The organism is Ligilactobacillus saerimneri DSM 16049 (genome assembly GCF_000423265.1).
In the GTDB taxonomy this organism is placed as follows: Bacteria; Bacillota; Bacilli; order Lactobacillales; family Lactobacillaceae; genus Ligilactobacillus; species Ligilactobacillus saerimneri.
In genome coordinates this window covers 1-22,128 of the sequence record NZ_KE383996.1, presented here as the reverse complement: position 1 = coordinate 22,128, position 22,128 = coordinate 1, and the positions used below count along the sequence as shown (strand labels likewise).

18 protein-coding genes and 1 pseudogene are annotated in these 22,128 nt (G+C 42.9%); all 19 read left to right on the top strand.

What is annotated here, in order from left to right:
• Nucleotides 1–1,419, top strand: a 1,419-nt coding sequence (locus G541_RS10090) for an N-acetylmuramoyl-L-alanine amidase (protein ID WP_191976468.1), incomplete at its 5' end; no start/stop codon positions are given.
• Between the two features lie 350 nt (nt 1,420–1,769).
• Entirely contained in the window at nt 1,770–4,946 is a 3,177-nt protein-coding gene (locus G541_RS10085; RefSeq protein ID WP_155824582.1) for a serine hydrolase, read from the top strand.
• A gap of 226 nt (nt 4,947–5,172) precedes the next feature.
• Nucleotides 5,173–6,351, top strand: coding sequence for a coiled-coil domain-containing protein (locus tag G541_RS0109015; RefSeq protein ID WP_027827212.1), 1,179 nt, complete (start codon nt 5,173–5,175; stop codon nt 6,349–6,351).
• An 18-nt stretch (nt 6,352–6,369) separates the two neighbouring features.
• Nucleotides 6,370–8,478, top strand: a pseudogene (locus tag G541_RS10765) (SEC10/PgrA surface exclusion domain-containing protein); the annotation flags it as partial.
• 347 nt (nt 8,479–8,825) lie between these two features.
• On the top strand, nt 8,826–9,335 hold the full coding sequence (locus G541_RS0109005) for a GNAT family N-acetyltransferase (protein ID WP_009552164.1): 510 nt from the start codon (nt 8,826–8,828) through the stop codon (nt 9,333–9,335).
• Nucleotides 9,336–9,389: 54 nt separating this feature from the next.
• The gene (locus G541_RS0109000) at nt 9,390–9,986 is read left to right on the top strand and encodes a histidine phosphatase family protein (RefSeq protein WP_035163356.1); all 597 of its coding nucleotides are present in this window, start codon (nt 9,390–9,392) and stop codon (nt 9,984–9,986) included.
• 217 nt (nt 9,987–10,203) lie between these two features.
• Nucleotides 10,204–11,145 carry a phosphate/phosphite/phosphonate ABC transporter substrate-binding protein gene (locus G541_RS0108995; RefSeq protein WP_009552160.1) on the top strand — a complete coding sequence of 314 codons (942 nt, stop codon included), beginning with the start codon at nt 10,204–10,206 and terminating at the stop codon, nt 11,143–11,145.
• An 81-nt stretch (nt 11,146–11,226) separates the two neighbouring features.
• The gene (phnC, locus tag G541_RS0108990) at nt 11,227–11,985 is read left to right on the top strand and encodes a phosphonate ABC transporter ATP-binding protein (protein WP_009552157.1); all 759 of its coding nucleotides are present in this window, start codon (nt 11,227–11,229) and stop codon (nt 11,983–11,985) included.
• Nucleotides 11,986–11,992: 7 nt separating this feature from the next.
• Entirely contained in the window at nt 11,993–12,784 is a 792-nt protein-coding gene (gene phnE / locus G541_RS0108985) for a phosphonate ABC transporter, permease protein PhnE (protein ID WP_027827209.1), read from the top strand.
• Complete coding sequence (gene phnE, locus G541_RS0108980; protein ID WP_035163353.1) at nt 12,784–13,593, top strand: phosphonate ABC transporter, permease protein PhnE; 810 nt, start codon at nt 12,784–12,786, stop codon at nt 13,591–13,593. The genes phnE (G541_RS0108985) and phnE (G541_RS0108980) overlap by 1 nt, the downstream gene beginning before the upstream one ends.
• 2 nt (nt 13,594–13,595) lie before the next feature.
• A complete protein-coding gene (locus tag G541_RS0108975; protein ID WP_027827207.1) occupies nt 13,596–15,146 on the top strand; it encodes a bifunctional metallophosphatase/5'-nucleotidase in 1,551 nt (516 codons plus the stop codon).
• Nucleotides 15,147–15,692: 546 nt separating this feature from the next.
• Complete coding sequence (locus G541_RS0108970; protein ID WP_009552150.1) at nt 15,693–16,169, top strand: PTS sugar transporter subunit IIB; 477 nt, start codon at nt 15,693–15,695, stop codon at nt 16,167–16,169.
• Nucleotides 16,170–16,186: 17 nt separating this feature from the next.
• Entirely contained in the window at nt 16,187–16,984 is a 798-nt protein-coding gene (locus G541_RS0108965) for a PTS mannose/fructose/sorbose/N-acetylgalactosamine transporter subunit IIC (protein ID WP_009552149.1), read from the top strand.
• Entirely contained in the window at nt 16,977–17,795 is an 819-nt protein-coding gene (locus G541_RS0108960; RefSeq protein ID WP_009552147.1) for a PTS system mannose/fructose/sorbose family transporter subunit IID, read from the top strand. The genes G541_RS0108965 and G541_RS0108960 overlap by 8 nt, the downstream gene beginning before the upstream one ends.
• An 18-nt stretch (nt 17,796–17,813) precedes the next feature.
• Nucleotides 17,814–18,236, top strand: a complete 423-nt coding sequence (locus tag G541_RS0108955; RefSeq protein ID WP_009552144.1) for a PTS sugar transporter subunit IIA — start codon at nt 17,814–17,816, stop codon at nt 18,234–18,236.
• 3 nt (nt 18,237–18,239) lie between these two features.
• Nucleotides 18,240–19,919: a glycoside hydrolase family 13 protein gene (locus G541_RS0108950; protein WP_027827205.1), complete on the top strand. Its 1,680-nt coding sequence runs from the start codon at nt 18,240–18,242 to the stop codon at nt 19,917–19,919.
• 30 nt (nt 19,920–19,949) lie between these two features.
• Nucleotides 19,950–20,705, top strand: coding sequence for a MurR/RpiR family transcriptional regulator (locus G541_RS0108945; protein ID WP_009552140.1), 756 nt, complete (start codon nt 19,950–19,952; stop codon nt 20,703–20,705).
• 129 nt (nt 20,706–20,834) lie between these two features.
• Nucleotides 20,835–21,572 carry an ATP-grasp domain-containing protein gene (locus G541_RS0108940; protein WP_027827204.1) on the top strand — a complete coding sequence of 246 codons (738 nt, stop codon included), beginning with the start codon at nt 20,835–20,837 and terminating at the stop codon, nt 21,570–21,572.
• A 44-nt stretch (nt 21,573–21,616) separates the two neighbouring features.
• Complete coding sequence (locus tag G541_RS0108935) at nt 21,617–22,063, top strand: GAF domain-containing protein (RefSeq protein ID WP_027827203.1); 447 nt, start codon at nt 21,617–21,619, stop codon at nt 22,061–22,063.
• Nucleotides 22,064–22,128 lie beyond the last annotated feature (65 nt).

Here is a 22,128-nt window from a genome sequence, read left to right as displayed (position 1 = left end):
GGCTTTACCTACTTGAACGATGACCATAAGTTGGTATACTATGCCGCCAACGGAAAAATGCAATATGGTGAGCAAAAGATTGCAGGCTACTGGTACTTGTTTGACAAGGGTAGCGGTGCAATGCAAACGGGTTTACAGACGTTACCTGATGGCAGAAGAGTATATTACAATGAAGCTGGTCAGATGCAGTATGGTTGGCAAACAATTGCCGGTAAGACTTACTACTTTGACCTTGGTTCTGGTGCGATGGCAAAGGGGCCAACAACAATTGACAACGAAACTTACTATTTTGACCCTGACACCGGAGTTGTGCGGGGGGATGAAGTAGTCTTTGACAAGGCAACTTCGACTCTGCATTACCTTGATTTATTGGGGCATATGGCAACTAACGGTGTGTATAGTATTGGTGGTGTTGATTATGTTATTGATAGCGCTGGTGTATTAGAGCATGCTGTTGGTGAAGCAAAGATTGATGGTCATTGGTACCTCTTTGCCGCTGACAATAAGGTTTTGGTTGGCTTCCAAACCTTACCTGACGGGCGTGTAGTCTACTACAACCCTGAGACAGCACAGATGTTATACGGTCAACAAGAGATTAACAACCACTGGTATCTGTTCGACAAAGGAAGTGGCGCAATGCAGACTGGTTTCCAGTATATTCCTGAACAGTCTAAGACTGTTTACTATGCAAGCAACGGGCAAATGCAGTATGGGCGGCAAAACATTGGTGGCCACTGGTACCTCTTTAATGATGAATCCGGTGAGATGTACAAGGGCTGGAAGCTAGAAGGTCACGATTGGTACTACTACAATACCAATAACGGGCAGATGCAGACCGGCAATGCTACGATTAATGGAGTTAACTATACCTTTGCGAGTGATGGGAAACAGATTCCTAATTATCACATTGACTATACTTATGCTTTAGCTCCAGGGCAGGGTGATAGTGGTAAAGCAGCTAACAATTACATTGTCTTGCATGAAGTTGGTGTTGAGTCTGGAGCAGCAGCCAATGCTAGATACTTTAAGCAGAATTTGAATAGAAGTGAAACGTACGTAACTTTTGTTGTTGGTGATGGTGGTAAAGTTTACCAAGTTGGGGCTCCAGGTCAGATTTCTTGGGGTGCAGGCTATAATGCTAACCACAATGCTCCGGTTCAGATCGAATTAGGGCGGACCTGGAACAGTAGTCAATTCTGGCAAGATTATAAGACCTATGTCAGATTAGCCCGGGATATGGCTGGTAAGTATGGGATTCCATTGACTCTAGATGCGGGTAGTGCTGGTACGCGGGGCATCAAGTCTCACTACTGGGTAACCCAACATATCTGGGGCGATCACGTTGATCCATATGGTTATTTAGCACGATTTGGGGTAACCAAAGACAAATTAGCGCATGACCTACTATATGGAATTTAAAATTATTGATATTATGTGTTAAACAAGGCTGGTGAGAAGGTAGAATTTTCTCACCATCCTTGTTTATTCACTAATGTTTCACAGATAACGTGGGAACTAAGCGCAAGTCTGGTAGCCAAGTACAAACGAAGACTGACACACTTTGTGCCAACCATCGGCCTAACTTAGGTCAACGGCTGACAGCAAAGGTTATTTTCCAAGCACAATTTGGAGCTAGAATGATAATTCTATAAAATGTTGTAAGCGAAAACAATATTATTTAAACTAATAGTGATATAGGTTTTAGGGAATGAATAACTGAGAGGGAGATGAAATATTTGCTGAATAAACGGCTAAAAAAACGATCCAAAATGTATAAAGCAAGGGGACTATGGGGTGTTACCTGCATATTATTCTTAGGAATAATCACTGGTCTAGGGCTGACAGGTGATCGAGCTCATGCTGAGATCATCAAGTCGGATAATAATGACGTGCTGACAGGCACAGTTAATAACAATGAAACAGAAAAGACTTCATTCAGCGGGGAGGATGAAGCTAGCACTGATTCTCAAAGCCCAACAACTAATGAAATGGCATCGGAGAAATTAGGAACTAAGGTAAATCAACCTGCGAATAATACCCAGGATGTAAATACTGCTGGTAGTAGTACTTATGAACGAGGAGAACAAGCAAGTCCTCAGGAAAGTCAACCAAGTCCTACTCCAAGCATGAACGCTCCAAAGGAAACTAAGGTTGTTAAAGATGATGAGGTGAAGTTTCCTCAATCAGTAGCAGTGGAAAGGCAAGAAAATGGCTACTGGTATCTCTATAATCCCCAGACTAATACAAAGTACACGGGTTTTCAAACATTAAAGGATGGGCGAGTAGTTTATTATAATGACCAAGGTCAAATGCAGTATGGCGAGCAAAATATTGACCACCATTGGTATCTCTTTGATCAGTGGACGGGGGCACTGAAGAACGGTTTCCAGTATATCCCCAAGTATCAAAAGACAGTCTACTATAACCAGGATGGACAGATGCAGTACGGTTGGCAACAGGTCAACGGATATTGGTATTACCTGGAAAATGGGTCCGGCGCACTGACCAGGGGGCAAAAGAAAATTGCTGGCCATTGGTACAACTTCGATCGGAATAACGGGCAGATGTCCACTGGTTTTACCTATCTGCCAGACGATAAGAAAACGGTGTACTATGCAGCTAATGGTTGGATGGTATACGGAGAAAAACAGATCAATGGGTACTGGTACTTATTTGACCAAGGCAGTGGGGCATTACGGACTGGCTTTCAAAAGTTACCTGACGGCCGAACGGTTTACTACAATAGCCAAGGCCAGATGCAATATGGTGAGCAAAAGATCGGTTCCGGCTGGACTTGGTATCTCTTTGATGAAGGTAGTGGGGCCATGCAAACCGGTTTTCAGTTGCTAGATGATGGGCGGACTGTTTATTATGCAAGCACTGGTCAGATGCAATATGGTGAACAACGAATTGGTGGCTACTGGTATTTATTTGACTCAGCCAATGGGGCGATGAAGACTGGTTTCCAGTACATCCCAAAGTACAATAAAACGGTTTATTATGCTCCTAATGGGCAAATGCGATATGGTTGGCAGCAAGTAGACAATGATACTTACTACCTGGAATATGGTTCTGGTGCAGTAACCAAGGGTCAAAAGAAGATTGGAAATGACTGGTATGATTTTGATTCCCAAACAGGTAAGATGGCTACGGGCTTTACCTACTTGAACGATGACCATAAGTTGGTATACTATGCCGCCAACGGGCAAATGCAATATGGTGAGCAAAAGATTGCAGGCTACTGGTATTTATTTGACAAGGGTAGCGGTGAAATGCAAACTGGCTTCCAGACTTTACCTGATGGCAGAAGAGTATATTACAATAATCAGGGTCAAATGCAGTATGGTTGGCAAACAATTTCTGGACAGAAATATTATTTTGATTTAGGTTCCGGTGCGATGGCCAAGGGGCGTCAAACCATCGCTAATGCAACTTACTATTTTGATCCGACTAGTGGCATTATGAAAAAAGGTGAGTTTTTCTATGATCCCCAAAACGCCTTACTATTATATGCTACTAGCACCGGACAATTAGCTAAGGCTGGTGAGCAAGACATTGCAGGGACAACCTGTGTGTTCGACGATCAAGGAGCCGTGGTCCATGTGCCAGGAGAAGCTCAGATTGCTGGTCACTGGTATTTGTTTGGTAAGAATAATCAAGTCTTGGTTGGTTTTCAAAAATTATCTGATGGACGAACGGTATACTACAGTCCGAAAACTGCACAGATGCAGTATTATCAGCAGCAAATAAATAATCACTGGTATCTCTTTGATAAGGGAAGTGGTGCGATGAAAACCGGCTTCCAACGTTTAGATGATGGGCGAACTGTTTATTATGCAAGCAATGGGCAAATGCAGTACGGTGAGCAACGAATTGGCAAAGGTTGGACCTGGTACCTCTTTGATAAGTGGACAGGTGCGATGAAGACGGGCTTCCAATATTTAGCTGATCAAAAGAAGACAGTTTATTATGCAAGTAATGGGCGCATGCAATACGGGCAGCAAAAAATCAATGGCCACTGGTATCTTTTTGATAAGATCAGTGGGGCGATGAAGACGGGCTTCCAGTACATTGCAGAACAAAAGAAAATTGTCTACTATGCTGGCAACGGGCAGATGGTATATGGCTGGCAAAACATGTATGGTAACCGGTATTTCTTCGACCGTGAAAGTGGTGCCCAGGCTAAAAGTGAAATCTTGCGGATTGACGGACATTATTATGCTTTTGATGGTCGGGGAAATGCCCATGATTTCAATGAATTGAATAGCTTGATTAATCGGTTAGGGTCGAATATTTCTGTGGCTATTCAATCCCAGCACTCGGGTCAGATCTATACTTACAGTAATGCCGGCAATCGGCGGTATAATACTGCAAGTACTGTCAAAGTTGCTGTTTTAGCAGAATTGCTACACAACAGAGGAGGTAATTTAACTGCTGAAGAACGGCATTTAGCAGAAATTATGATTAGAAATAGTGATAACGGGGCCACTACCAATTTGATCCGCTATCATCTAGGAGAAGCTGGCAGTCCGGTTAACCGCTTGTACCGCGATTTGGGGATGAGGAATACCACTCCTAGTTCATCGTGGGGAGCTACGCAGACTACCCCAGCAGATCAGTTGAAACTGTTATATCAGATTTTCATGACAGATCATTCTTCCTACCTTAACCGCAAGTCCCAGGATTATATCAGACACTTAATGCACACGGTTAGTGCTGGGCAACGGTGGGGGATATCCGCCGGAAGCAGTGATTATTATCTGAAAAACGGCTGGGTACCTTTTGGTTGGAATGGTAATGATCCATGGTTTGTTAATAGTATCGGCTTTATCCCTAACAACGGTCACGGGTATACAATAGCGATTTATAGTGCTAACAACCCATTTTCCCAGGGAATCAACAAGATTGAACAGGTTGCAAGAAAAGTTAGTCAAATGCTTAAATAAGCTAAATGATAGAGGCTGGAGAAATTCTATTTTCCAGCCTCTTATTTATTGATGGCTTACAGATAATATGGGAAATAACAAGTCTGGGGACTACAAGCACTTGGCCCCAAAATTAATTTTTTCGTATTTTTGCACTCCAATTATAGGCAACATTGACGCTAATAATTAAACGGGATAAAATTTATATGTAATCGTTTTTATACATAGCTATTCGAGGAGGGGTTTTATGAAAAAAGCTAGACTTAAGGCACTGACATTGGCAACAGTTGCTACTTCGGCCACAATTGTGGCCGCTAACAACCGGACGGTTCATGCGGCAACGCCAGTTGGTTCCCCGACAGATACACAAACGCAGGTAACAACGACTAAAGACCAATTAGAAGCAAAGGTTGCAACGGCAAAAACAGCCTTGGATCAGGCGCAAGCCCAAGTACAAGCTGCACAAGAGCGACTTGCCCAAGCCCAAGCAACCGCCAAACCTGACGCTCAAAAAGTTCAGGCAGCTCAAGCAGATTTAACTCAAGCAACTGCCCAACAGACTCAGGCGCAAAAAGAGTATGATGAAGCCCAAGCCAATCTCAAGCAACTACAAGCAGAAAATACAAATTTAGATGACAAGATAAAGGAAGCGCAAGCTCAGGTGACCCAAGCTAATCAATCCGAGCAAGCAGCCCAAAATGAGGTTACGCAGGCCCAAGCCGATGTAGCCACTGCCCAAACAGGGGTTGATCAAGCCACGCAAGCACAAGCGGATGCCCAAAAGCAAGTACAAGCAGCAACTGCTGCTGAGCAAGCCGCTCAGGATACAGTGACGACCAAGCAACAAGATGTTGATCAGGCCCAAGCTGCAGTTACCCAAAGTCAGGCAAAGGTTGACCAAGCGACGCAAGCCCAAACTACTGCCGAAACTGAAATGAACGAAGCTCAAAAACAGGCGGAGGCTGCCCAAACCCAGGCCAGCCAAGTTCAGTCACAACTGCAACAAGCAGAGGCAGAAGTTACTACTGCTTCTGATAATGTAACAGCCAAACAAGCTGATGTGACTCAAGCCGAGCAGGCAGTGACCGACGCCAAGCAAGCCACCATTGATGCTGAAAAAGTGGTCCAAGAAAAGAAGGATGCCCTGGCTGCTGCTCAGGATGCATTAAACAATGTTGGCAGTGATCAAGCCCAAGCCGACTTAGACGCTGCTAACCAACAGGTTGCTGCCAAGCAACAAGCCTTAACGACTGCTCAAGAGGGTGTAACCAATGCCCAAAAAGATGTTGATGACGGAAATAAAGCTCAAACATTGGCTGAACAAGCGGTTAATAATGCCAACCAAGCAGTAGCTGATGCTGCAGCAGCGGTTACTACGGCTCAACAAAATGCTGCTCAGGCTGGAACGGCAGTGACCCAAGCCTAGGCCGATGTTGTTGCTAAACAGGCCACTGTTGATGACCTCAACCAGCAGCTGAACAACCAGAATACTATCACTTTACCTGATGGTTATGTGGCGGCCCTGCGAGAATACGAAGACAGCAAGACATCTGATGCTAGTGCTACTGTTGAAAAATTTAAAGATGCGGGGAAAGCAGCTAATAGCTATAAGCATAATCAGGCAGACCAGCAGGTTAGTGTTGATTACAAGAACCTGACAGAGGATCAGCGTAAGGAATTAACGATTTTTGCGGTCGATATGGTTAACCAAATCCGCCAAGCATTCGGGACAGCCCCAATGCTAGCTACGCCTAAAGCACTAGAATTTTCTAAGCGAATTACCGATGAAGCTTACAATGATGCAAACTGGGATGCCTTTGGTGAGCATATGACAGATGGTAAGGGTCATAATGTTGACGGGATGATCAATATAGCTAACGACATGGATGCAGCTGGCTGGTCGGAAAATATGGGCGGTTCGCTGCAATATTGGACTATGGGAAGTAATGGTCTCCAGAAACTACCAATTGGTCCGCAGACCATGGATTCCCTAAAAGAGGCATTGTATGACACGATCGTGCAAATGATGTTTGATGATGCAAATTCTAAGTGGGGGCATGCTTGGGCCTTTGCTACTTTTGATAGTGGGACACAGGCAACGATGGGGGTTGACTTCGATAAGTATGGTTACTCTCACTTCAACATGGCCGGTGCTAGTGATAGCAATGGTTTTGCCGATAGTCCATATGCACTTTCAAATACAGATGAGCTGAAACAACAACTTCAGGAAGCCCAAACGGCCCTGACAACGGCCCAAAATAACCTTGCGTCTAAACAGACAGCAGCTACCCAAGCTCAAAATGAATTAGCTGCAGCGCAAGATAAACAAACAGCGGCGGAAAATAGTCAAAAGATTGCCCAAAACGATTTACAAAAAGTTCAGGCAGCAGTGGCCCAGGCCCAAGCTAAATTAACTGCCGCCCAGCAAACAGCCCAAGATGCGCAAACAGCTTTGGACCAGGCCCAAACAGCACAAAAAGAAGCCCAGGCTAAAGTTGATGCCCTCAATGCTGATCTCCAGACTAAACAGGCCCAGGTAGATCAAGCCCAAGCAGCCTTGGATACTGCCCGTAAGGTCCTAGACGAGAAAAATGCGACTCTGAAGGCTGCCAATGACAATTTGACTGATACTCAGGAAGCTTTAGCTGATGCACAATCAGAACTCACGGATGCGCAAAATAAAGTTCAAAGTTTACAGCAGCAGTTACAAAACTTGGCTGGGGTTCAGGATAAATTAACCAAAACTCAGAAGAATTATCAGGCTGCCCAGACAGCAGTAACTCAAGCCCAAGCTGATTTGAACGAAAAGCAAAAAGCTGCCCAAACGGCTGCTGAAGCCTTAAAGCAAGCGCAAGCTGAAGCACAAAACAAGCAAACTGAACTGCAAACAGCTCAACAAGCATTAGCTACTGCCACCGACCAAGTAACTCAGGCTAATGACACTTTGCAGACAGCTCAGACTAACTTAGCCACTAAAAAAGCAGCGTTAGCTCAGGCCCAACAAGATACGCAGGCAGCCCAAGCTAATTTGGCGACATTGCAACAGCTACCGACGCGGCTTCAACAAGCCCAGGATCTAGCCACAACCAAGGCCACGGCTTTGGCTAATGCACAGCAAAAATATACTGCTGCGTTGGCAAAATTCAACCAAGTACAAACGCTGGCCACAACGCATGAGCAAGCAGTGGCCCAAGCCCAAACTGATTTGGCTGCAGCTATGGAAAAAAGAGCCCAGGCGCAAGCAGAATATGATGCTGCTCTGCAAGCATTGCATAATTATCATGTTATCGATGAAGTAGTTACAGCAACCGAACAAACAACTAAACCAGATAAACAGCATGGAGTTGGACAGAGTACAGGGGGCAAAAATAATATGTCGGTAACCCCCGTTCAAGAGTCTGCGACGATTGTGCAAACTAATAAACAAAAACACCAAGCAGGATTGCCACACACAGGGCAACAAGTAGACCCATTAACCACATGGGGAGCATTATTGGTAGCTTTAGGATCATTATTTGGTTTAGCGGTTACCGGACGGAGAAAAGAAGAATAATCTTTGCTAGATAGCAAAAACGAGACAGGAGGAAAATTTTTTTCTTACCTGTCTCGTTTTTTATTCAATAAATAATGTGGAAAATAGCCACAAGTTGATCCACATTGTACACGCCTTGTTCGAGCGTAGCTAAGCTACTCACTGTGAACACTATTCTCAGTTGTTTTTATATGTTGACACTTATTCATAATGCAAATGGTGTATTCCGATAGATTAACCAGCGAGCGTTAAATAAAAATCAAGTTAGCGACAAGAGTATATTGAATTAAGCGTACAGGGAATAAAGACTGTACGCTTTTTTATGTAATGAGTACAATAAGACTAATTTAAAGAAATGAGGTGGTTAGATGAAAATTAGGCAGTTACATAGAGAAGATGATAGGGTGCTTGCTACTATTATTCGGCACGAACTAGAGCATTACCAATTGAATTTGCCGGGGACAGCTTATTTTGATCCTGAACTTGATCATTTAAGTGAATTTTATCGTTATCCAGGTCGCGGCTACTTTGTAGTGGTTGATGCCAATGACCAAGTCGTCGGGGGAGCTGGCTTTGGGGAGTATGTCCCGAAACGAAAAATTGCTGAGCTCCAAAAAGTATACATTAGCCAGGCTGCTCAAGGGCATGGGTGGAGTTATCCTTTAATCAAAAAGGTTGAACAGGCAGCTAGGGAAGCTGGATATGAGTACATTGCCTTAGAGAGTCATCACCGCCTCGCTGCAGCCCTTCATGTGTACCATAAACTTGGTTACCATTCAATGCCGGCTTCATTGACTACGAGTGATGCGCACAACTTGATGGATTGCTTCATGATAAAGCCCCTAACGGAAACAGGTGACTTCCCCCTTAAAATCTAATGAGAAGCATTGTATAATATATATGTACACGTTTCCAAAGTAGGAGTGATTATAATGAAGAAGAAACTATATCTTGTTCGGCATGGGCAAACACTTTTTAACCGTCTCCACAAGACGCAAGGGTGGTGTGATTCGCCACTGACTGAATTGGGGAAGAAACAAGCACGGGCAGCAGGTAAGTTTTTACAAAATGTTGAATTCGATGCTGCCTACGCCTCAACCTCAGAACGAACCAACGATACCTTGGAATTGATTCGGGATATGCCATATATCCGGCTCAAGGACCTGCGCGAGATGAGCTTTGGAACGTTTGAGGGGGCTGATGAATATTTACAGCCTAAAAATTGGTTTATCGACAACCCATCTGCTTTTGTGCAGTATGGCGGTGAAGATATGGCCGATGTTCAAAAACGAATGAATGAAACAATCACCGCAATTATGGAAATGGAAGGGAACGACACTGTCCTGATTGTATCGCATGGTGGGGCGATCGGGAACTTCCTTCACAAATGGGCTCCAGAAACAGTTAAGATAATTCGGAGTCAACGGGGGATCCCCAATTGCACTGTTAGTGAAATTGAATATGATCCAGCTACTAAGACCTTCGAGTTGATCAATATGACTGATCCTGGTCGTTGGTACATGGATTAACAATATATTGAATACTGGTGGAACCTATGTTTCATCAGTATTTTTTTATTTTTTGGAAAGAAAGTTCGTCTTTTGAGTGAAAGTTCAATTGTTTTAATTTTTAATGCGTGATAATGCGTCCAAAAATGAATTATTTAAAATAATGTTTGACAAATAGTTCGTTATTTAATGTATTATTTGCGTAGAAAAGAAAAAGAATATCGAGAGGGAGCAAAAAATGCGAATTTTCAAAAAGGTTTTACTTGCATCATCTGCTTTATTAGTAGCTGCAGGGTTAGCTGCTTGTGGTAAATCATCATCTAGTTCATCTAAGTCATCTGGGGATTACACCCCTAAAGAACTGACAGTTCAGTTTGTACCTTCATCCAATGCTAACAAGATGGAAGCCAAGGCTAAGCCATTGGAAAAACTGTTGAAAAAGGAATTAGGCATTCCAGTTAAGGTTAGTGTTTCTACTGACTACAATACTGTGGTGGAAGCTATGGGTTCTAAGAAGGTTGACGTTGGTTTCTTACCACCAGACGCATATGTTTTAGCTCACAAGAATTACGGTGCTAAGGTTTTACTCCAAGCAGAACGTTATAACTACTTGGAACCAGGCGATCGTCAAGGAAACAAGTTGGTAGATTACTATCACTCACAAATTTTAGTTCGCAAAGATAGCGGCATTAAGAAGTTATCTGATTTGAAGGGCAAGAAGATTGCTGTTCAAGACACTACTTCCACCGCAGGCTGGATCTTCCCAGCTGTTTCTCTCTACAAGCATGGGATTAACATCAACAAGGACGGGATTAAGACTGTTCAAGTTAAGGGCCATGACCAAGGGGTATTGGCTGTCTACAACAAGAACGCAGATGCAGCCTTTGTTTTCCAAGGAGCACGTAACCTAGTTAAGAAGGATGCTCCTGATGTAATGGATAAAGTGGTTCCACTCTATCAAACACCTAAGATTCCAAATGATACAATCACTGTCCGGGGAGATATGAGTCCAAAGTGGCAAAAGAAGATTTCTCAAGCTTTCAAGAAAGTTGTTAAGACTAAGGAAGGTAAGCAGATCATGATGGACGTTTACACTCATGCAGGTTACAAGGATTCCAAGGACAGTAACTTCAATACTATTCGTCAGTATGACAAGATTGCTGAAAAGCTGAATAAGTAATTTTTAACACGTTTGATAATTTTTGGGGCTGAGGAATAATCATTATTTCCCGGCCCTTTGTTTATGAAGTGAGGGAGAAATATGGTTGAGAAGTTAATTGAATTTCAACAGGTGCGCAAAGTTTACTCTAATGGTGTTGTGGGGCTTGATAACATTAATTTGACGATCAATAAGGGGGAATTTGTTGCAGTTGTGGGGTTGTCTGGTGCGGGGAAAAGTACGCTGATGCGGACGATTAACCGTATGCATGATATTACGAGTGGCGACATCTTGCTCAATGGGCGTTCCATCGTTGCTTTAAAGGGAAAAGAGCTACGGCAACTGCGTCGGGAAATTGGGATGATTTTCCAAAACTTTAATCTGGTTAAGCGTTCCAGTGTTCAACGGAATGTTCTTTCGGGACGCGTAGGGTATTATCCAACGTGGAAGAGTGCTTTGGGACTGTTTAGCAAGGAAGATAAAGAAAAGGCAGAATTAGCCCTCCAACGGGTAAACATGGCAGAAAAAATCTATACCCGGGTGGACCAACTTTCAGGCGGACAACAGCAACGGGTAGCCATTGCGCGAACTTTCATGCAAGACCCGCAAATTATTTTGGCGGATGAGCCGATTGCTTCCTTGGACCCAATGACTACTAAAGAAGTAATGGATGACCTCAAAAAGCTCAACCAAGATTTTGGTATTACCGTTATTGCCAACTTGCACTCGGTTCCGATTGCTATGGAATATTCCGATCGCATTATTGGATTACGGGCAGGTAAGCTGGTCTACGACCAACCGATTGCGGCTGTAAAACAAACTGACTTTGATGAGATTTATGCCGAAAAGCAAGAAGGGTAGGGATTTTATGAACAACAAGATTCCAAAAAGAACCTTCGTCCAAAAATATCACCTAATTGGGTGGGGTTGGACAATTTTATTTGTTATTCTTTTGGGCCTTTCATCAGCTATGACTGGGGTTGATTGGGGAACTTTTTTCACCAATCTAAATCAGTTTTTCGTCCTAGTCGAACAGATGGCTTCTCCGGCCTGGGACTATATTGATATTATTTGGCAACCACTGCTAGAAACAATTCAGATGGCTCTGATTGGAACTACTATCGGGACGGTATTAGCGGTGCCTTTTGCGATCATTGCTGCCCGTAACATTGTCAAAAATAAAGTGGTTCGGAGTGTAATTCGCTTGCTCCTCAACCTAGTACGGACCCTCCCAGACTTGCTATTAGCAGCACTATTTGTGGCGATTGTTGGGATCGGCCCGACAGCAGGGGTTTGGACACTGGCAGTCTTTTCTTTTGGGATGGTTTCAAAGCTCTTCTATGAAGCAATTGAAACTATTGACGAAGGACCACTAGAAGCACTGCGAGCAGCTGGAGCCAACAAGATGCAAATTATCATTTTTGCTGTGTTGCCACAGATTTTGAACAATTTCGTAAGTTACTTTTTGTATACTTTTGAAATTAATGTCCGGGCGTCAACTATTTTAGGTTATCTTGGTGCCGGTGGGATCGGGGTATATCTCCAACGGTCACTGTCATCATTCCAGTACGCACAAACCGGGGTCATTGTCATCGTTATTTTTGCAGTCGTAATTATCATTGATGGCTTTAGCAATTGGTTAAGGGAGAAGTTGGTATAATGAGTATTAGTACGATGAATAATAAAAAAGAAACCTGGCAGCGGTATAGTTGGTTAGGCCGGGGTGTAGTCATCATTGCTATTTACATTTGGGCTTTAACTGGATTGCAATTCTCAGGTGTACAAGAATCAGCCCGAGAAGTCAGTTTTTCCATCTTGCATGGTCTCACCCATCCAGATTTCTCATATGTTTATAATGGCAGTGGTGAAGATTTAGTCAGTTTGATTATCCAGACCTTGGCGATTGCCTTTCTGGGGACCTTTGTTTCCGCTTTGCTCAGTGTGCCCTTTGCATTCTGGGCTGCCCGGACAGATAAAAATAGTCGGTGGCACGTCCGGTCAACAACGGGAAAATTGGTTTTGGTATTTATCAGAACTTTTCCAGAAATTGTTTTGGCGATCATGTTTATCAAAGCTGTTGGCCCGGGATCTTTTGCGGGGGTTTTAGCAGTTTCAATCCACTCAATCGGGATGCTAGGGAAGCTATTTTCCGAAGCAATCGAAAACATGGACCGTGGAGCAGACGAAGCCTTAGAAGCAGCTGGGGGCAACCGGGCAGATATCTGGTTGCTGGCAACGTTTCCAACCATTTTACCTGAATTTATCAACTATACTTTATATCGGTTCGAAATTGCTGTACGGTCAGCATCGATCCTAGGGATGGTTGGTGCCGGTGGGATCGGGACTCCGCTCCTCTTTGCAATTCAGACTCGGACTTGGGACCGAGTAGGGATTATCTTACTGGGAATTATTATCATGGTAACGGTGATTGACTGGGTTTCAGGGACATTACGAAAGCGATTGGTGTAAAAATGCGGTTAAGAATTTTATCAACTAGTGATGTTCATGGCAATATTTATCCGACTAATTTTGCTACCAAAGATGCTTACAATCCCTTTGGTTACCTCAAAGATATTGCCATGATTAAACAGATTAGGCAGCAATATCCGGATGATGTTGTGGTTTATATTGAAAATGGGGATTTTATTGAAGGTGCTCCGATGTCGTCTTATGCTTTTAAGACCCAAGCAACTGACCACTTTGATCAGATGTTTAAGGAATTGACCCAGGAAGCAGAAGCTGATGTGGGGATCCTTGGTAACCATGAATTCAATTATGGGATTGATTATATTAAGCAAGTATGGCAAGACGTTACCTATCCTTTGCTCTCTGCCAATATTTTGGAAGATGGTCAGCCTTTATTTGCTCCGTATACTGTTATTGAAAAACAAGGCGTCAAAATTGGAATCGTAGGGGTAACCACCCAGTATATTCCCCACTGGGAAGAACCGGAGCATGTGAAGCATTTGACCTTCCAGTCAGCTTTAACTGCAGCGCAAAAATACGTAGCCCAGCTCCGACCAGTAGTGGATGTAGTCATTTTGGCTTACCATGGAGGGTTCGAGGCAGACTTGGAAACGGGGCAGCCGACAGAAACCGATACTGGTGAGAATGAAGGCTACAAATTGTTAACGCAGATTCCTGGAGTTGATGCAGTGGTGACTGGACATCAGCACCGTCAGATTGCAACGATTGTGAATGGAATCCCGACAACCCAGCCTGGGTACCGGGGCGAAAAAATCGGGCAGATTATTCTTGATTTGGATGAAAACAAGCAGGTTGTCAATGCACAGGCCGAATTGTTGTCTGTGGCATCGGTTCCACCTGACGCAAAGATGTCACGGTTGACTGCGCCATGGAAGCAAGCAGTTGACGCGTGGTTGGACCAGCCATTAACAACAATTACGGGGGACATGTTGATCCATGACCACCTGCAAGCACGCCTATATGGGCATCCATATCTGGAATTAATTAACCAAGTAGAAATGGCGACTACGGGAGCAGATGTTGCTTCTACTGCTTTATTTAACAATGAAATTCGCGGCTTGGATCCGCAAGTAACGATTCGGAATATTTTAAACGGCTATCCTTATCCTAATACCCTGGTAGTAGAACGGGTAACGGGGAAGGATTTGCGGACAGCACTAGAACGGTGTGCCTCTTTCTTCGAAGTGGATGATGCCGGGCAAGTGACAGTAGCGCAAAAGTTTGTTTATCCCAAAGAGCAATTCTATGATTATGATTTTTATAGTGGAATTGATTATACTTTTGACCTACGACAGCCAGTAGGGCACCGAGTAGTGCGCTTGCAATACCACGGCCAAGAGCTAGGTGATCACGATCAAGTAGACTTGGCGCTAAACCAGTACCGTGGAATCGGCGGAGGGGAATACCCGATGTTTAGTGCTGACAAGATCGTTCGCAAGTATGAAGATGATGTGCAAGGCTTACTGATTGATTATTTAAGCCAACACGCTACTTATCAAGCACAGCAGCCGACTAATTTAACAATTAAATATTAAAATCAGAGACACATTTAACCAAAAAAAGATAAATGTGTCTTTTTTATGCGCAAAATTGTAGGGATGAAAAAAGAATAGAAAAAATTTCTAAAAATTAAGGTGTTTTTGGCATCAAGAAAATACAAATTTGGTATCAAAAAGGTGTTTTTTCCCAGGGAAATGACACCACGAGCAAGGAAAAAGGTACCAATTATAGTTGCAAGATGATTATTTAACCCTCAATGGGGCCTAATCAGCAGTGAAACCGGTATCAAAAAAGCGACAGGTGGACAAGAGTGTAGCATTTACATAAAAACTGTTAAACCGCTTTCTCTAATTGATTTAATACACCATTTTACTCGGGATTTTTCCCAGGGAAATGAAGCATAATGTCAAGATATAATAAAAATTACTGAAAAATTGACAGATAGTTCAGAAAAATGAAGCATGTACCAAGTTGGATGGGTTAAATCCCTAACCGTCTCTAAAGTGAAAACGCATTCATTTTATGTGCTATATTATTTGCGTCAAGAAGAACAGGAAAAAAATAGAAAAGAGGAATTGATTATGTCATTAGTATTAGCACGTGTCGATCAACGTTTAATTCATGGGATTGTAGTAACCCAGTGGGCGGGTGCAACCCAGGCCAAACGTTTAATGGTTGTCGATGATGAAATTAGCAAGGATGAAACCCAAAAGGTTGCTATGCGGATGAGTAAGCCAGCTGGCACGGGGATGTCAATTATTGACACTGAAAAAGCCATCACTAATTTCAACAAAGGTAAATATGATAACCACAATGTATTCTTAATTGTGCGCGAACCAGAAACTTTACTCCGGTTACTCCATGGCGGGGTTAAGATTCCTAAAGTAAACATCGGCATTATGTTCGATGGTGAGGGTAAGCAAACAGTAAAGAAGATGGTTTCTGTTAACCAAAAAGAAATTGATGATTTCAAACAATTACAAGCAGAGGGTGTTCCAGTTACCTTCCAGTTTGTTCCTAGTGATACTGAAGAACCTTTGGAAACATATATCAAGTAGTGAGGATGTGAATAGAAATGTTGCAAGGTTTATTAATTATTCTTTTATCAATGTGGATGGTCCTTGACCAACAGGGCTTGGTACTTTTGACTTGGTTCCCAATCATGGTGGCACTAGTTGCCGGGTTGATCATGGGTGATATGCATACAGCGATGGTAATCGGGGGTACTTTCCAGTTGATGGCCCTCGGGGTTGCCAACATTGGGGGCTCATCAGTTCCTAACTGGGGCTTGGCCACAGTTGTGGGGATCTATGTTGCCTGCCGGACGACCCATGATATTGAACAAGCTAAGGCAGTTGCTTTAGCCGTAGGTGTTCCAGTTGGGATGCTAGGGATCCAATTAGACGTTGTTGCTAAGTTATTGAACTCTTGGGTTAACCACCGGGCTGAAAAAGCTGCTCAAGAACATAAATTTGAAAAGATGTTCCGTTCCTTCTGGATCGGGCCAGTGATCTTCTCCTTATCCACTGGTTTGCCAACTGCTCTGTGTGTCATTTTCGGGAGCACGATCGTTAAGGTCTTGTTGAAGGCAGTGCCAGTTTGGGTTACTAACGGTTTGTCAATTGCCGGGAACATGTTGCCAGTAGTCGGGATTGCATTACTGTTACAAGTTATGCCGGTTAAGAAGTATATGTCAATGTTAATGATCGGTTATGTTTTTGCTGCATACCTCAACGTACCAATGTTAGGGGTATCAATTATTGGGGCAGCCATTGCCTACTACTACTTCACTGTTGAAATGAAGAAGAGTTCAACTCCAGCTGCAGTAGCGACAGCAACTGACGACGAGGAAGGAGACGACTGGGATGAATAACGAAATTGAAACAAACAAGATTTTAACGAAGAAGGATATTCGGAAGGCTGCTTTCCGGTATATGTTCATGGCTTGCAATGCCTTTAATTATGAAAACCAACAAGGGACCAGTGCTGTATGGGGCTTAGGTCGGGCACTGCGAAAAATCTATCCTAATGATGATGACTACTTGAAGTCTTTGAATAACCAATTTAAGTATTTCAACACCACTACCTGGATGGGGAATATTCTTCTAGGTGCTAGCTTGGCTATGGAAGAAAAGGATGGCTTGGCAGCTCTGGATACAGTTCAAAACTTTAAGACAGGGATGATGGGACCTTTAGCTGGGATTGGTGATACTTTGATCTGGGTACTTTACCCAACAATCATTGGATCCATTTCAGCATACATGGGTCTGCAAGGTAACCCAACCGGCGCAATTATCTGGCTATTATTAAACATTTTCTTCTTATTCTTTAGATTTAAGCTGTTCGATTTGGGCTACAATTCTGGTTTGAAGTTGGTAACAACTTTAGGGGAAAAGATCAACGTCTTCACAGAGGCAGCTTCAATCATGGGCTTGACTGTGATCGGAGCTTTAGTTCCATCAGTAGTCAAGATGAAGGTAGGCTTGGTCTTCACAACTGGGAAGGTTAAGATGCCAATTCAAACACAAATCCTAGACAAGATTATGCCAGCATTATTACCAGTGGCATTGACATTTGTAGTGTACAAGTTACTGGTTTCCAAGAAGATGACAGTTATCCAAATGATTTTTGCAATCATTGCTTTGGCATTAGTATGTTCCTTCTTTGGGATTTTGACGGTTTAAGATGAGTAGGTGAGTAAGATGAGAAAGGTTATTTTTGCCAGCCACCATACTTTGGCGGCCGGGATGAAAGATACGGTTGAATATATTATTCCAAATGCACCTGAAATTACCGCAATTTCAGCATATCTGGATAATGTACCCGTAGAAGAGGCAATTAAAAAAGCATTGAACGGTGTTGGACCTGATGACGAAGTATTGGTCTTTACTGACCTCTTGAGTGGATCGGTAAACCAAGGTTTCATTCCCTACCTCAACCAACCTAATATTCATGTGATTACTGGAATGAACCTCCCGGTAATTATGGCGGTGTTGCTGGGGACAATGGGGCAAAAAATAACACCAGAATTGATTCAAAAGAGTATTGCTGATGCACGTACGCAATTAGTTTATGTCAATGACTATTTACAAGCACAGGCTGAAGCAGATGAGGAGGACGAATGACAGATGAGTGCTAAGTGGTGGCAAAAAAGTGTGATTTATCAAGCTTATCCCCAAAGTTTTAACGATTCTAACGATGATGGAATCGGTGATCTGAAGGGATTAGAAGAAAAAATTCCTTACCTACACAAGTTAGGGATTGATGTCATTTGGTTGAATCCAATTTACCAATCACCATTAGTTGATAATGGCTATGATATCAGTAATTATGAGGAAATTTTGCCCCAATATGGGACTAAACAAGACTTCCAAGACTTGTTGGCAACGGCTCATGCTCATGGGATCAAGATTATCTTAGACTTAGTGGTCAACCATACAAGTGATCAACACGAATGGTTCAAGCAATCATGTCAAAGCAAAGATAATCCGTATGCTGATTTCTATATTTGGAAAGATCCTCAACCAGACGGTTCAGCACCTACAAATTGGGGTTCAACTTTTGGTGGTCCCGCATGGGAATATGTCCCAAGTCGTGGCCAATACTACCTCCACTGTTTTGCAAAGGAACAACCAGATTTGAATTGGGAAAATCCCGCTGTCCGGGCTAAAGTCTATGAGATGATGCAAGGTTGGTTTGATCTAGGGATTGATGGTTTCCGGATGGACGTTATCAGTTTGATCAGTAAACGCCAAGAATATCCGGATGCACCTGCTGGAACCCCATATTCCAAGTCATACTATGTCGGGGCATCAAATGGTCCTCGGGTACACGAATTTCTCCACGAGATGAATGAAAAAGTTCTCAGTCAATATAATGTAATGACAGTGGGAGAAACTCCTAATACTAACAGTAAGCAAGCATTACTATATACTGATCCGGCCCGGCAAGAGCTTGATATGGTATTCCAATTTGACCATATGCACTTGGACTATGGAAAATACGGAAAATTCTCCGATGTGCGCTTCAAGATGAGTGATTTGAGAACGGTTCTGAACCGGTGGCAGAAGGATTTGGAAAAAGGCTGGAACTCCCTGTACTGGAGCAACCACGATCAGCCACGGGCCGTTACACGCTTTGGTAATGATGGTAAATATCGCGTAGAATCTGCTAAAATGCTGGCAACTTTACTGCATATGATGAAGGGGACACCGTTTATCTTTGAAGGCGAAGAAATTGGGATGAAAAACGTACCTTTTGCTAGCTTAGATGACTACCAGGATATTGAAACAAAATACTTTATTGAAGCAATGCGGGAAAATGGTGAAGATGAAGACTACATTAAACGGTGTGTCTACCTCCGGTCACGGGATAATGCGCGGACACCGATGCCATGGAACGGCGATGCTACCACAGGGTATGGCTTCTCCAACGGGCAACCTTGGATCAAGTATTCACCTGATAATGCACAAATCAATGTTGAAGCAGCCTTAGCCGATCCAGATTCCATCTTCTACCATTATCAGAAGTTGATCAAATTGCGGAAGCAACTGCCAATCATTACGGAAGGTAGTTTTGATTTAGTAAAGGCAGACGATTCTGATGTCTTTAGTTATGTCCGGACTTTAGGTGATAAAAAATTATTAGTCATCTGTTCGTTTGCAGATGAAAAAGTTCCGTATCAATTACCATTTGATATTGCGGATGCAGAATTGATCAGCAGTAATTATCATGGTGAAGTAAATAAATTGGCTGACAAGTTAATTTTGCGGCCGTATGAGGCGCTTGCCTATTATTTTGATAAATAGTAGTATGATGAAAAAAGGTAGGTGAGTATAGTGAATTTTGACCAGCATGTGAAATTAGTTTACGATGTTTTGTCAGCATCTGAAAAGGAAACAATTAATTATATTCGCCAACATCGCCAGCAAGTAACAACGATGTCAATCAATGAACTGGCAGCCAAAGTGCTGTCCTCCAGAAGTACGATTTTACGGTTGGCTAAAAAGCTGGGTTTCCGTGGTTATACGGATCTGAAGTATACCTTACGAGAGGACCTCAATCAGCCATCGATTGTACCGAGTGACTTGTTGGGCAACTTGCAGATGGATATCAATAAAACTTTTCAATATGCACAACAGACAAACTTCGAACCATTAATCAATGCGATCAAAAAAGCTCAGACCTTAGTTATCTATACTACAGGATTTACCCAAGAGAACTATGCCCGGGAGTTATCTAAAGAGCTGATGCTAGTGGGCAAAGATAATGTTATTATTTCTGGGCAGTCAAATTTTGAGATGGTCAGCACGCGGTTGACAAGCGCTGACTTGGTGGTAGTAGTTTCGTTGAGCGGTAGCGTAGCAAATGTGCGCGATACGATCACTGAGTTAGTTCTCAATGGAGTTCCTATTTGTTCCGTAACCGATTTTGGGAAGAATTTCTTAGAAGAGCATGCGAAGTACAAGCTGTTTTACAAAACGTCAGGCCTACCGAGTTCATACACTCAAGCTGAACGGTCGATGGTAGGACTGAATATTATCTTAACGATTCTAGCCCGAAAATATCGGGAGGCAATCCTCTTTGATGAATAATAGCAATCATTAAACTTAGACAGGAAACATGGTATGAAGACTATGTTTCCTGTTTTTTTATTGGGATAAAAAATGATCTCAATGAGGTTAATAATTCACTAAAATGGAGAATGAAAAGGAGGGGGTTAAATGAAAGTATATATTCAAGCAAATCGTCAGGGAATGCCGTATAGTATCAATGGTTATATGGCTATGGATGGTTTTTATCAGATGGGGTTTATGCCCTGCTTGTTTACTAACTTGGCAGAAATTAGTCCTGACTTGGAGCGACCTGATATCGTAGTGGGTGGGATAAGAACCGTTCAAACCCGGCTAGCAGATTTAGGAGTAGACTGGGGCGAGATCAATTATCCACCAGAACTCTTACCATATTTAGGCCGTAAGATTTGGCACGATACGATGGACAATATCAATGCTCATCCAGAAAAATGGCCGGTCTTTGTTAAATCACTCGTAGGAAAGCAAACGGTTAGTCGGGTGATTCGGGGACCACATGATTTGGTAGGGATGGGTTCGAGTTATGAGAATATCCCGGTCCTGTGTAGTGAAGTGGTGGATTTTGTGGCTGAATGGCGAGTGTTTGTCCGTTATGGTCAGGTTCTAGGGGTTAAACCGTATTGGGGTGATTGGCATTGCCAGTTTGATCCGGCAGTAATTGAAAATTGTTTAGCTACATATCACACAGCCAAAGCTGGTTATAGTATCGATTTTGGAGTTGATCGGCGTGGGCAAACCTTACTAGTAGAAGTTAACAACGGCTATTCACTAGGAGCATACGGCCTAGATAATATTGCTTATGCCAAATTTTTAGCCGCCCGGTGGGCCGAGTTAACCGGCACTCCAGATGAGTGTGCATTTGACCAATAAAAGTGCTCATTCTGGTATAATATTAGGCAAATTGGAGGGATTATATGAAGGCAGCTGATTATCAATTATTACTGGAACAAACACAGGCATTATTAACTGGAGAAACAGATTGGGTTGCTAAGACGGCTAACCTATCAGCACTTCTCTATGAGCAGTTAAATGATGTTAACTTTGCAGGTTTTTATCGGTATGAAAATGATGAGTTGATTTTGGGACCATTTCAGGGGAAAGTAGCTTGTGTGCACATTCAAATGGGGAAAGGCGTTTGTGGAACGGCAGCGGCCCGTAGAGAAACAATAGTGGTCCCGAATGTCCACGAGTTTGCCGGGCATATTGCTTGCGACAGTGCGTCAAATTCCGAGATTGTGGTACCTATTTATCGTCATGGTCAATTGTGGGGAGTTTTGGATATCGATAGTCCGAAGTTAAGTAACTTTGATGAAGTCGATGCGCAGCATTTGGAACAAATTTGTGCAGAAATATTTAAATAAGGTAGATTGCAATAAATAACTTGAACAAATTTAATGACGCAGATTAAGCAAAAAGATCTCAATTG